11 protein-coding genes and 2 tRNA genes are annotated in these 12,336 nt (G+C 49.9%); 11 read left to right on the forward strand and 2 right to left on the reverse strand.

Annotation, left to right across the window (positions count from 1 at the left end):
- Positions 1-70: 70 nt before the first annotated feature.
- Positions 71-147 (reverse strand) — tRNA-Asp (locus AC4GL5_RS17500).
- Positions 148-182: 35 nt separating this feature from the next.
- Positions 183-258 (reverse strand) — tRNA-Val (locus AC4GL5_RS17505).
- Between the two features lie 684 nt (positions 259-942).
- Here AC4GL5_RS17505 and ccoN point away from each other — a divergent pair.
- The 11 genes from ccoN to fnr all read left to right on the forward strand — a co-directional run bounded on the left by ccoN (position 943) and on the right by fnr (position 12,245).
- Complete coding sequence (ccoN, locus tag AC4GL5_RS17510; protein ID WP_490384093.1) at positions 943-2,361, forward strand: cytochrome-c oxidase, cbb3-type subunit I; 1,419 nt, start codon at positions 943-945, stop codon at positions 2,359-2,361.
- Positions 2,362-2,384: 23 nt separating this feature from the next.
- Entirely contained in the window at positions 2,385-2,993 is a 609-nt protein-coding gene (gene ccoO, locus AC4GL5_RS17515) for a cytochrome-c oxidase, cbb3-type subunit II (RefSeq protein ID WP_490384094.1), read from the forward strand.
- Between the two features lie 6 nt (positions 2,994-2,999).
- Positions 3,000-3,185: a cbb3-type cytochrome oxidase subunit 3 gene (locus tag AC4GL5_RS17520; protein WP_086481518.1), complete on the forward strand. Its 186-nt coding sequence runs from the start codon at positions 3,000-3,002 to the stop codon at positions 3,183-3,185.
- The gene (gene ccoP, locus AC4GL5_RS17525; protein ID WP_490384095.1) at positions 3,178-4,077 is read left to right on the forward strand and encodes a cytochrome-c oxidase, cbb3-type subunit III; all 900 of its coding nucleotides are present in this window, start codon (positions 3,178-3,180) and stop codon (positions 4,075-4,077) included. Before AC4GL5_RS17520 ends, ccoP begins: the two co-directional genes overlap by 8 nt.
- Positions 4,078-4,212: 135 nt before the next feature.
- Positions 4,213-5,679 (forward strand): cytochrome c oxidase accessory protein CcoG, encoded by a 1,467-nt coding sequence (gene ccoG, locus AC4GL5_RS17530; protein ID WP_490384096.1) that lies wholly within the window; start codon positions 4,213-4,215, stop codon positions 5,677-5,679.
- Positions 5,680-5,684: 5 nt separating this feature from the next.
- Positions 5,685-6,194 carry a FixH family protein gene (locus AC4GL5_RS17535; protein WP_490384097.1) on the forward strand — a complete coding sequence of 170 codons (510 nt, stop codon included), beginning with the start codon at positions 5,685-5,687 and terminating at the stop codon, positions 6,192-6,194.
- Between the two features lie 15 nt (positions 6,195-6,209).
- Positions 6,210-8,660, forward strand: coding sequence for a heavy metal translocating P-type ATPase (locus AC4GL5_RS17540; protein ID WP_490384098.1), 2,451 nt, complete (start codon positions 6,210-6,212; stop codon positions 8,658-8,660).
- Complete coding sequence (ccoS, locus tag AC4GL5_RS17545) at positions 8,657-8,896, forward strand: cbb3-type cytochrome oxidase assembly protein CcoS (protein WP_490384099.1); 240 nt, start codon at positions 8,657-8,659, stop codon at positions 8,894-8,896. Before AC4GL5_RS17540 ends, ccoS begins: the two co-directional genes overlap by 4 nt.
- Complete coding sequence (locus tag AC4GL5_RS17550) at positions 8,896-9,762, forward strand: sulfite exporter TauE/SafE family protein (RefSeq protein WP_490384100.1); 867 nt, start codon at positions 8,896-8,898, stop codon at positions 9,760-9,762. Before ccoS ends, AC4GL5_RS17550 begins: the two co-directional genes overlap by 1 nt.
- 105 nt (positions 9,763-9,867) lie before the next feature.
- Entirely contained in the window at positions 9,868-11,262 is a 1,395-nt protein-coding gene (gene hemN / locus AC4GL5_RS17555; RefSeq protein WP_490384101.1) for an oxygen-independent coproporphyrinogen III oxidase, read from the forward strand.
- Between the two features lie 197 nt (positions 11,263-11,459).
- Positions 11,460-12,245, forward strand: a complete 786-nt coding sequence (gene fnr / locus AC4GL5_RS17560) for a fumarate/nitrate reduction transcriptional regulator Fnr (protein WP_490384102.1) — start codon at positions 11,460-11,462, stop codon at positions 12,243-12,245.
- Positions 12,246-12,336 lie beyond the last annotated feature (91 nt).

The raw sequence follows: 12,336 nt of genomic DNA on the forward strand, positions 1-12,336 counted from the left end.
ACCTGTGACCCCCAGCTTGTAAGGCTGGTGCTCTCCCGGCTGAGCTAACCACCCAACGCAGCGATGAAATTGGCGGACCGGACGGGACTCGAACCCGCGACCCCCGGCGTGACAGGCCGGTATTCTAACCAACTGAACTACCGGTCCGCATATCATCAACAAGTTTCGGATACCAATTAAATTGGTGGGTGGTACAGGGATCGAACCTGTGACCCCCAGCTTGTAAGGCTGGTGCTCTCCCGGCTGAGCTAACCACCCCCGGAACTTGTGGCGCAAATTATAGGGAAATATCAAACCCTGTCAAATACTTTTTAAAAAAAATTTAAATTATTTTTCAGTCAGTTAGGTCACCACATCAATAAGAAAAACTGCCGAATCAACAACCTCTGCTGTAAGAATCAATAGAAATATTCAAAACGAATACAACAACAACGGCTCAACACTGTTCTGAATACCGCTCAAATACAGTAAAACGATCAACAAACCGAAAAGGGTCTATGCAAAGGTTTCGATCCACCCGCCCGGAAGCCGATAAACAACCACACAAGCAAATGCCCTATCCATCTATCAACAACAGCTCTGCATCTCATACCATGCCTACCTTTCGGCCGAAAGAGCCATAAAAGCCCGATAATTTGCAGGGTCATAATTTAACGACCCAGATCAACAAACCCCTATCAGCATTAGGTTTTTACAACTTTCGGCTATGCCATCCCTATCTATTTGCTGTTAAAATCCCCTCGCCTGGAAGATTCGCTAGAGGAAGCGTTGAACTCAGGTATGACGCAAATATGTCTGGTTTTGCAGAACAACCCTATGCCCACGGTACGGTGCGGCGGATTGTCGCGCATCCCTTGATATGCGTCATTGCCAAAAAAGCCGTAGTCCAAGAGACTTCGGCTGGATTCCTTCACTTAAACTCGCTGTTAATGGGAACCTGACATGAGCACAGCAACTGAACAACCGACCTACAATTACAAGGTGGTCCGGCAGTTCGCCATCATGACAGTAGTTTGGGGTATCGTCGGCATGACCGTCGGTGTCCTGATTGCTGCTCAGTTGGTATGGCCGGCACTTAACTTTGATACTGCTTGGTTGAGCTTTGGTCGTCTTCGTCCACTGCACACTAACGCGGTAATTTTCGCCTTCGGTGGTAGCGCACTATTCGCCACTTCATACTACGTCGTACAGCGTACCTGTCAGGTTCGTCTGTTCTCCGACGCTCTGGCTTCCTTCACCTTCTGGGGTTGGCAGCTGGTTATCGTATTGGCGGCAATTACACTTCCTCTGGGTCTGACAAGCTCTAAAGAGTACGCAGAACTGGAATGGCCAATCGATATTCTGATCGCCGTGGTCTGGGTTGCTTACGCAATCAACTTCCTGGCGACAGTTAAAATTCGTAAAACCTCCCACATTTATGTGGCAAACTGGTTCTACGCAGCTTTCATCATTACTGTTGCTATTCTGCACATCGTAAACAGCGCGGCACTGCCAGTAAGCTTCACTAAGTCTTACTCTGCATACTCCGGTGCAATCGATGCGATGGCTCAGTGGTGGTACGGCCACAATGCTGTTGGTTTCTTCCTGACGGCTGGTTTCTTAGGCATGATGTACTACTTCGTTCCTAAGCAAGCAGAGCGTCCGGTATATTCCTACCGCCTGTCTATTGTTCACTTCTGGGCACTGATCTGTACCTATATGTGGGCCGGTCCTCACCACCTGCACTATACAGCTCTGCCAGACTGGACTCAGTCTCTGGGTATGGTTATGTCTCTGATCCTGCTGGCTCCATCCTGGGGTGGTATGATCAACGGTATGATGACGCTGTCCGGTGCGTGGCACAAACTGCGTAACGATCCTATCCTGCGCTTCCTGGTTGTATCTCTGTCTTTCTACGGTATGTCTACCTTCGAAGGTCCGATGATGGCAATCAAGACAGTGAACGCACTGTCTCACTACACTGACTGGACTATCGGCCACGTACACGCTGGCGCCCTGGGCTGGGTAGCGATGATCTCTATCGGTGCTATTTACCACCTGATTCCTCGCCTGTTTGACAAAGAACAGATGCACAGCGTTAACCTGATTAACGTTCACTTCTGGCTGGCGACTATCGGTACTGTTCTTTATATCGCATCTATGTGGGTTAACGGCATCCTGCAGGGTCTGATGTGGCGTGCGGTTAACGCAGACGGCACCCTGACCTACAGCTTCGTTGAAGCACTGGAAGCAAGTCACCCAGGCTTCCTGGTTCGCTGGTTGGGCGGCGTGTTCTGGGTAACCGGTATGCTGCTGATGGCTTATAACGTCTGGAAGACTGTACGCAGCACTGAAGCCAAGCCTGTTGCACAGACAGCCTGATGCCAAGGTAAGGAACGATAGACATGAAACACGAAAATATTGAAAAGAACGTTGGCTTGATGATCGTACTGATTCTGGTAGCGGTCAGCTTTGGTGGCCTCGCCGAAATCGTGCCCCTGTTCTTCCAAAAGCAAACAACCCAACCCGTTGAGGGTCTGAAACCTCTGACCGCTCTGCAGGTTGAAGGTCGTGACGTGTACATCCGTGAAGGCTGTAACGTATGTCACTCTCAGATGATTCGTCCGTTCCGTGCGGAAACCGAGCGCTATGGTCACTACTCCGTAGCGGGTGAGTCTGTATATGACCACCCGTTCCTATGGGGCTCTAAGCGTACCGGTCCAGATCTGGCCCGTGTGGGTGGTCGTTACTCTGACGACTGGCACCGTGCTCACCTGTACAACCCGCGCGACGTAGTACCTGAGTCTAAAATGCCGTCTTACCCTTGGCTGTTCAGCAACAAGCTGGATGGTCGCCTGACTGCCAAGAAGCTTGAAACTCTGCGCACTCTGGGTGTTCCGTACACCGATGAAGATATCGCAAGCGCTAAAGCTGATGTTCAAGGTAAGACTGAAATTGAAGCACTGGTATCTTATCTGCAGCAGCTGGGTACTGTGCTGAAAGACAAACGGTAAGGGTTTATGGATATCAATGACTTACGCGGCGTTTCAACCATTTTTGTAATGGTTGGCTTTATCGGCCTGGTTATCTGGGCTTACAGCAAGCGTCAGAAGAGCAGCTTTGATGAAGCGGCAAATCTGCCTTTCGCCGACGAAGATACCCATAACTCGGGCAAATCAAAATTGGAGAATAAAGACCATGACTAGCTTTTGGAGCGCATGGATCATTGTTATCACTCTGGGTGTGATTGCAGGCTGCTGGTGGGTTCTGTTTGCCAACCGTGTCTCTGCCCCTAAGAGTGGTGATGTGAAGACTATGGGTCATAGCTTCGATGGAATCGAAGAGTATGACAACCCGATGCCACGCTGGTGGTTCATCATGTTCATCGCAACCATCATCTTCAGCTTGGTATACCTGGCGCTATACCCTGGTCTGGGTACCTTCAAAGGTTTCCTGGGCTGGACTCAGGTAAACCAGTGGGAAGCTGAGATTCAGTATGCTGATGAACACTACGCACCAATCTTTGATCAGTATGCAAGTATCCCTGTTGCAGATCTGGCAAAAGATGAAGAAGCGATGAAAGTAGGCCAGCGTCTGTACGCAAACAACTGTGCACTGTGTCACGGTTCCGACGGTCGCGGTGCATACGGCTTCCCGAACCTGACAGACACTGACTGGCTTTACGGCGGTTCCGCTGACGCTATCAAGCACACCATTATTAATGGTCGTAACGGTCAGATGCCGGCTTGGGGTGAAGTTTTGGGTGACGAAGGTGTTACTCAAATGACTCAGTACGTGTTGAGCCTGAGCGGTCAGGAAACTGACGCTGCTGCAGCTCAGACGGGTTCTGCAACTTACACTGCAATGTGTGCGGCTTGTCACGGTGCGGATGGTAAAGGCAACCAGATGCTGGGCGCTCCCAACCTGACCGATAACACCTGGCTGTACCTGAACCCTGAATGGGGCGTAGCCAAGTCTGTTGAACAGTCGATCCGTCTGGGTCGTAACGGCCACATGCCAGCACAGGCTAAGTATATTGGTGAAGACAAAGTTCACCTGGTAGCTGCCTACGTTTACAGCCTGTCTCAGGGCAAGTAAACACCTGAAGGAATGCGACACAATGTCGCATTCCTTTCCCTCCCTCCTCCCTGAAAAATCCCGTAGAATCGTAGAAACCTGAACCTGATTTTTTGGTTCCATCTATACCTATATGCAAAAAAAGGTTGGTTAGCGATGAAGGATAGAATTCCTACTCAGGACATTACGGACGCCGCTAAAAAGCGTGCTCATACCGTTAAGTCTGCGAATGAGCGTAAAAACGAGAAAAAAGATGAGGGGGAAAATCTTTATCAGAAGCGCAAACATATCTATGTTCGACGCGCGATAGGCTTTTTCACAAATCTGCGAACATCGGTAAACTGGATATTTTTGCTGGCCTATTTCTCATTTTCCTGGCTGCAGTGGGATGGTAAGCAAGCAATCTTTTTTGACCTGCCAAACCGACAGTTCCACGTTTTTGGTTTTACCTTTTTCCCCCATGATTTCATGTTGCTTTCCTGGGCACTGATTATTGCGGCATTTCTTCTGTTCTTTATGACCGTGTTTGCTGGTCGCGTATGGTGTGGTTACGCCTGCCCACAGAGCGTCTGGACGTTCTTCTATATCTGGGCAGAACGCATCACAGAGGGCTCCCGGAACCAAAGGGTATCCCTTGATAAAGCTCCCATGAGCGGCAATAAATTTATTCGCAAAGCCGCCAAACATGTGATCTGGCTGGCAATTGCAATGGCAACCGCTTTCGCTTTTGTAGGTTACTTCTCCCCGGTCAGAGATCTTGGCCCTCGCATTCTTTCCGGTGATCTTGGCCCCTGGGAAACCTGGTGGCTGGTTTTCTTTACTCTGGCTACCTATGTCAATGCTGGCTGGATGCGTGAGCAGGTTTGCATGTACATGTGCCCCTATGCCCGCTTCCAAAGTGTAATGTTTGACCGTGACACTCTGGTTGTTTCCTACGATGAAAAACGTGGCGAAGCTCGCGGCCCCCGCAAAAAAGGTGATGAGACCTATAAAGAGCGTGGCCTGGGCGATTGTATTGATTGTGGTGTCTGCGTTCAGGTTTGCCCGGTCGGCATCGATATCCGTGACGGCCTGCAATACGAGTGTATTACCTGTGCCGCCTGTATCGATGGCTGTAACGAGATGATGGATAAAATGGGTTATGAGCGTGGGCTGGTTCGTTACACCACTGAAAACGAACTGGAAGGCAAAAAGACCCATATTCTAAGACCACGACTGATTGGTTATTTTGTTGCCTTGATGGCAATGATTATCGCCTTTGCTTTTGCTGTTGGTGATCGTATTCCTCTGGAGCTTGAAGTACTCCGTGACCGCAATCAGCTCTACCGCATGGACGCTGAAGGTAATGTTGAGAACAGCTTTATTATCAAGCTTGCCAATATGGATCAGGTTACCCGCACCTATGAATTATCAGTAGATGGCCTGAAAGGTCTGGAACTGGTTGGCACAAAAGAAGTCTCAGTGAGCGCCGGAGAAGTGATCAGCTTACCTGTCCGCATGAAAATCAGCCGAGATAATATGTCTGTGCCAAGTGCGGATATTGAAGTCACCGTGAAATCCGTAGACGGCTCGGGTTATGAGCTGACAAAAGAATCACGCTTTATTGGAGCCGTACAGCGGTAATAACAATGCAGAATACCAATACAAAACCGACAGCATGGTACAAACAATTCTGGCCATGGTTCCTCCTGGTGCCGCTGATTGTTACCGTGATTGTTGGTATGACGATGCTGACCTTTTCCATTCAGGTTTTTGATGGCACGGTCAACGACAACTACTACAAAGAGGGTCTGGCCATTAACCAGACCCTTGAGAGAGACCATAATGCCACCAAGCTTGGCATGTCTGCTGAGGTGAAAGTCGATAGCCTGACAGGCGACGTTCTGGTCACTCTGGATGGTCAGCTGGAGAGCTGGCCCACAGAACTTAAACTGGACTTCATCAACCCGACCCGCGCGGCAAAAGACTATGGTATCACTCTGAGCCAGATTGCTGACAATCACTACCGTGGTCAGGTTGAGAAAGCTCCTCTGAACCTCTGGTATATGGATATTTCAGCGGAAAGCGGTAACTGGCGTCTGAAAGGCAGTGCTGAATTCCCTGTCGAAGAAAGCTTTACCCTTAAAGCTGGCCAATAATACCGGTGGATTGTTATGAGCTTATCCTGTTACCACTGCGGTGAGCCGGTTCCTGTCGGCTCCAACTTTTCTGTCGTTATTGATGATGAAAAACAACCCATGTGCTGCCTTGGCTGTGAAGCTGTTGCGCATGCGATTGTAAATGGCGGTCTTGAAAACTATTACCGCTTCCGTGAAGGCCCGGCTACGCGGCCCGATGATATGACCGACGAGCAGCAGGCCGCTTTTGCTCTTTATGATCGCGATGACGTACAGGAAAGTTTTGTCCGCGATCTTGGAGATGGCGTAAAAGAAGCCTCACTTGCTATCGACGGTATCACCTGCGCCGCCTGTGTCTGGCTGATTGAACATCAGGTCAGTCAAAGCAGTGGCGTGGATACCATTCGCGTCAACCTCAGTAACCACAGAGCAACACTGCGCTGGTCTCCGGATAAGATCGAACTGAGCAAGCTGATGGCGATGTTTGCCGCCATCGGCTTTCAGGCTTACCCCTATCAGGCTGATGAACAACAGGAACGCCTGGTTAAGCAGGAACGCAAAACCATTCGTCGCCTGATCATTGCAGGACTGGGGATGATGCAAGCGATGATGTTTGCCATTATGCTCTATGCGGGTGCATTTGAAGAGATGGAAGAGCAGTATGTTCTTCTCTTCCGATGGCTCTCTCTGGTGGTCTCTGCTCCGGTTATTCTTTATTCCGCACAACCCTTTTTTAAAGCCGCGTTCAGGGATCTTAAAGCACGCCATTTAACAATGGATGTGCCGGTATCACTGGCCATTGGCGTTGCTTTTGCTGCCAGTGCCTGGGCAACGATCACCAATAGCGGCGAAGTTTATTTCGACTCTGTCAGCATGTTTACCTTCTTTCTGCTATTCGGTCGCTATCTGGAGATGCGGGCTCGGCACCGCATCGGCCGAAGTGGTAATGCCCTGAACACTCTGATTCCGACCAGCACAACTCGTCTTAACCGTAAAGAGGGACAGGATCAGGAAGAAGTCGTACTGACCCGTGAGCTGAAAGAAGGTGATCTGTTGTTGATCAAGCCGGGCCATACCTTACCTGCTGACGGCATCATTCTTGAAGGTCAGAGCAGTCTTAACGAATCAGCTCTGACGGGTGAGTATATGCCTGTCTCGAAATCAGCTGGCGATCGGGTTTTGGCCGGCACCATGAATGTTGAAAGTCCGCTTAAAATCCAGGTGGAAAAAACCGGTCAAAATGCACGGGTTGCCAACATTGTTCACCTGCTGGATCGTGCATTTTCTGAACGTCCTAAAACAGCAGAAATCACTAATAAAGTTGCACACTGGTTCGTACTGGGTGTTCTGTTGTCAACCTGCGGCGTTGGCCTTTATTGGTGGCTGCATAGTCCGGAAGATGCGTTCTGGATTGTCTTGTCCGTATTGGTTGTCACCTGCCCTTGCGCACTGTCTCTTGCAACACCAACGGCTTTAACAACATCCACTAACGCCCTGCGTGAACAAGGTATTCTTGTGACACGAGGACATGTCGTGGAAAGCTTAGCTCAGGCGTCCCGTATCGTGTTCGACAAAACCGGTACTCTGACAGAGGGGCGTCTGATACTGGCTGAAACGCGCCTTCTGGACAGCGCTCTTGATGATGAAACAGTCCTGAAACTGGCAGCAGCCCTTGAACGTACCTCCGAGCACCCAATCGCTCGGGCCTTTGACGAATACCGCGGTTTTTACATGGCGGAGGAAGTCCAGTCTGTGCCCGGACAAGGCCTCAGCGGCATCATTCTGGGCGACAGATACCGAATCGGGACTCCTGCTTTTGCAACCGACAACCAGCAGTCTCCCGAGCTACCGGATGATGGGCAATGGCTGCTACTGAGTAAAAACCTGAAACCCATCGCATGGTTTTCGATTGGCGATCGCATTCGCCCAGCAGCAAAAGATGCGATCAGCGCACTAAAGACACAAGGGCTCAAAGTTGACCTTCTGTCAGGAGATCAATCCGGGGCGGTTAACAGTGTTGCCCGGGCGACAGGCATCACTAACATACGTTCCGGCGCATCTCCTGAAGATAAGCTGAGCTATATCCGTCAACTTCAGGAACAGGGAGAGCGCATCATCATGGTCGGTGATGGTGTCAATGATATTCCTGTGTTAGCTGGTGCTGACATCTCTATCGCGATGGGTAATGCCACTGATCTGGCGAAAACCAGTGCCGACGCGATCCTGATGTCCGGGCAGCTACAGCGCATTGCCGACGGTATCGCGCTGACCCGAAAAACCCGAATGATTATCCGACAAAACCTTGTTTGGGCTGCCGGATATAATCTGACGGCTCTTCCGCTGGCCGCTGCCGGTATTATCCCACCCTATCTCGCCGCTATCGGAATGTCCGCCAGCTCCCTGATTGTGGTGCTCAATGCCCTTCGACTTAGTGCTAAACTACCGCAGCTGAAATCCACTGAACGTCAGGAGGAATTGCACATATGAGTATTCTTTTTTTACTGATCCCACTATCACTGATTTTACTGGGCGTTGCGATCTGGGCGTTCTTCTGGGCTGTAGACAGTAATCAGTTCGACGACCTGAGTGGGCCAGCCTACAGCATCCTTTATGACGATGATGTTAAGCCCAAAACAAAAAAATCATCTGCTGAAAAGAACGATCTGCAGCCAGATAGTCAGGAAGCAAGTCCACCGGATTCAGAGGATTCGAAACAATCCTAATGGAATCCTCTAATCTCCTTCATATCATGGGGGCTGACTTCAGCCCGATGACGCTTTTCGCTGCCTTCATATTTGGACTGATGGGAAGTGCCCATTGCTTAGGTATGTGTGGCGGCATCATGAGTACCCTGACACTGGCTCGTTCCCCGTCCAGTACCGTTATGCCTGCTCTTGTGGCTTATAATTCCGGTCGGATTTTCAGTTACACCGTAGCAGGGCTGATCGTTGCCTCAATTGGCTCCCTGCTTAGTGACAGCCTTTTAATGATTGCAGACGTCATGCGGATTATCGCCAGCCTGACCCTGATCCTGATGGCGTTTTATATCGCCAACTGGTGGAAAGGACTGGTCTATATCGAAAATGGCGGACGCTTTTTATGGCGTTACCTACAGCCCTTTGCCTCTCGACTGATGCCGGTACGTAACACATCTCAGGCTCTGGCTTTGGGACTAATCTGGGGGTGGCTGCCCTGCGGCTTGGTCTATAGTGTGCTGATCTGGGCACTCTCTGTTGCTCACCCAATGCAGGGTGCTGCGATTATGCTGTTTTTTGGGCTGGGAACCCTGCCCGCGATGCTACTGACTGGCGTTTTAGCGAGCCAGATCAAAGATTTAAGCCGTTCATCTGGTGTACGCTCCCTCGCGGCTATCACGATCATTATTTTTGCGCTCTGGCAGCTCGCTCCTCTGTTTACAGAAAGCGATCATCACAGCACTCACAATACCGGCGCAAACGTCACTTATCCGACAGGTTCGGCTCTCGAACCTTCTGCTGTGGAACAGCTATCGGATGACAGGGCGCATTCAGGTGACCACTCTTCGGTAATGCCGAATGACTCAGAAGAATCATCCGCCCACCAGCATTAAGGCTGCATTCAGCTGCTGGGACACCCGTGAGAGGCCAAACCAAATTATTTTACAGATACCGCATTCTCAGATGCACTGCACGGCGATGCCGAATAGGTTTTAACTATGAATACACGGACTCAGATCCAGTGGGATCACGATCTTATCCAGCGTTATAACATCTCTGGTCCCCGCTACACCTCATATCCAACGGCGGTTCAGTTTACCGATCAGTTTGGTGAAGCTGAGTACCGTGCAGCGGCACAACGCAGTGTTGAAGCCGACGGCCCGCTGTCACTTTATTTTCATATTCCTTTCTGCGACACCATCTGCTTCTACTGTGGCTGTAACAAAATTGCCACCAAGGACACTGCAAAAGCTGAGCCTTATCTGGAACGTGTTTACAAAGAGATTGAGATGCAGGCCGCTCTGGCCAATGCTGAAAACCGTCAGGTAAAACAGCTACATTGGGGCGGTGGTACACCGACCTTCCTGAGCCATGACCAGATGCGCCAGCTGATGGCCAAAACCCGTGAGGCTTTTAATCTGCAGGGCAATGATGAAGGTGATTTCTCTATTGAGATTGATCCTCGTGAAGCCACCGGTGAAACCATGGAGCTGCTGCGTGAGCTGGGCTTTAACCGCGTCAGCCTCGGTGTACAGGACTTTAATCCTGATGTGCAGAAAGCGGTAAACCGTATCCAGTCCGAAGAGATGACGCAGGATATTCTGGATCATTCCCGTCGCTTGGGTTTCCGATCCCTGAATATCGACCTGATCTACGGCCTGCCTCTGCAAACAGTGGCCACTTTCAGCGAAACACTGGAAACCATCATAAAAATGAGCCCGGATCGTATTTCGGTCTTTAACTACGCTCACCTGCCGGAACGCTTTAAGCCGCAGCGTCGCATCAAAGATGAAGAGATTCCTGAACCAAGCGTCAAACTGCAGATTCTGGAACACACGATCAATCGACTGGTTGAAGCGGGTTACGTTTATATCGGCATGGACCACTTTGCCAAGCCGGACGACAGCCTGTCGGTTGCACAACGGGAAGGTAAACTGCACCGTAACTTCCAGGGCTACACCACGCATTCTGACTGCGATCTGATCGCCATGGGCGTATCTTCCATCAGCCAGCAGGCAAACACCTACAGCCAGAACGCCTACACCATTGATGAGTACGAAAGCTTTATTGATAACGGCAAACTGGCGGTGATCAAGGGCCTGGAACTCAGCGACGATGATATTCTGCGCCGCAGTGTGATTAACCAGATCATCTGTCACTTTGAACTGGATGGTGACAACTTCAGTCGCGACTTTAACATCAACTTTGACAGCTATTTCAAAGAAGAACTGGAGTTTTTGCAACAACACCACCGTGACGGTCTGATTGATCTTTCAGGTAACAAACTGAAAGTCACTCCGGCAGGAAGACTTCTGGTTCGCGCCGTTTGTATGGCCTTTGACAAGTACCTGGATAAAAAAGCCTTAACCCAATCTTACTCTCGGATTATCTGATTCTCTAAGTCTGACACGACTAAAGGAGAAGGCTTAAGCCTTCTCCTTTTTTGCTTCAGATCAGGTATTCTGTTAAACCTGATATGCATCAAAAAAACTTTGCGTAGTTAAGCAAAATGTTCATAATGAGCTACAGCCTTAGTGTTTAAGAGGCGTCCGTGAGCCATTTCGTAAGTCATTAAGCCCGGAGTTCTGATATGCCAAAGGGGCAACTTAAGGGAATATGTTTTCACCCTAGCAAGGAAACTAAGTGTGTTACCTGCAGCCTGAGTTCACTCTGCCTGCCGATCTCACTGAATTTTGAAGACATAGACCAGCTGGATAAAATCATCAAGCGCCGACAACCTCTGAAGAAAGGTGAGCACCTTTTCCATCAGGGTGACCGCTTTGATTGTGTTTACGCGGTTCGTTCCGGCAGTATCAAAAACTACGCCATGACAAATGATGGCGAAGAACAGATCACGAATTTCCATTTGCCAAGTGAACTGGTTGGCTTAGATGGTATTGATTGTGAAACGTACCCGGTATCAGCTAAAGCGTTGGAAACCACAACCGTTTGTGAAATTCCATTTGCACGTCTGGAAGAGCTGGCTAAAGAATTGCCCGAGCTGCGTTCTCAGGTTCTGCGTATCATGAGCCGTGAACTGCGGGATGATAAACAGATGATGATGCTGCTGAGCAAAAAGAATGCTGAGCAACGTGTCGCAACCTTCCTGACGAACCTGTCCACTCGCTTCAAGCGCCGAGGGTATTCGCCATTTACCTTCCGTCTTCCGATGTCACGTAACGAGATTGGAAACTATCTGGGCTTGGCCGTTGAAACCGTCAGCCGTGTCTTCACGCGCTTCCAGAACAGTGACCTGATCGCCGTAAACGGCAAGGAAGTACATATCCTGAATATGGATGACCTAAGCACCCTCGCAGGCCTGCCAGATCAGGAACAGAAAGTTCCTCAGGAAGCCAAGCTAGCCAGTGAAGGCTAAAAAACGCTGAATGAAATAAAAAAAGAGAGCCCAGGCTCTCAGACTGCTGACAAAGTCCTCGCCATCGTGCGGGGACTTTTTATAATAGCAA

The organism is Oceanospirillum sp., assembly GCF_982874595.1.

Coding starts and splice junctions, on each gene's coding strand:
- AC4GL5_RS17540 (WP_490384098.1), top strand. CDS start 6,210: ATGAGCTTATCCTGTTACCACTGCGGTGAGCCGGTTCCTGTCGGCTCC.
- ccoP (WP_490384095.1), top strand. CDS start 3,178: ATGACTAGCTTTTGGAGCGCATGGATCATTGTTATCACTCTGGGTGTG.
- AC4GL5_RS17535 (WP_490384097.1), top strand. CDS start 5,685: ATGCAGAATACCAATACAAAACCGACAGCATGGTACAAACAATTCTGG.
- fnr (WP_490384102.1), top strand. CDS start 11,460: ATGCCAAAGGGGCAACTTAAGGGAATATGTTTTCACCCTAGCAAGGAA.
- AC4GL5_RS17520 (WP_086481518.1), top strand. CDS start 3,000: ATGGATATCAATGACTTACGCGGCGTTTCAACCATTTTTGTAATGGTT.
- hemN (WP_490384101.1), top strand. CDS start 9,868: ATGAATACACGGACTCAGATCCAGTGGGATCACGATCTTATCCAGCGT.
- ccoG (WP_490384096.1), top strand. CDS start 4,213: ATGAAGGATAGAATTCCTACTCAGGACATTACGGACGCCGCTAAAAAG.
- AC4GL5_RS17550 (WP_490384100.1), top strand. CDS start 8,896: ATGGAATCCTCTAATCTCCTTCATATCATGGGGGCTGACTTCAGCCCG.
- ccoN (WP_490384093.1), top strand. CDS start 943: ATGAGCACAGCAACTGAACAACCGACCTACAATTACAAGGTGGTCCGG.
- ccoS (WP_490384099.1), top strand. CDS start 8,657: ATGAGTATTCTTTTTTTACTGATCCCACTATCACTGATTTTACTGGGC.
- ccoO (WP_490384094.1), top strand. CDS start 2,385: ATGAAACACGAAAATATTGAAAAGAACGTTGGCTTGATGATCGTACTG.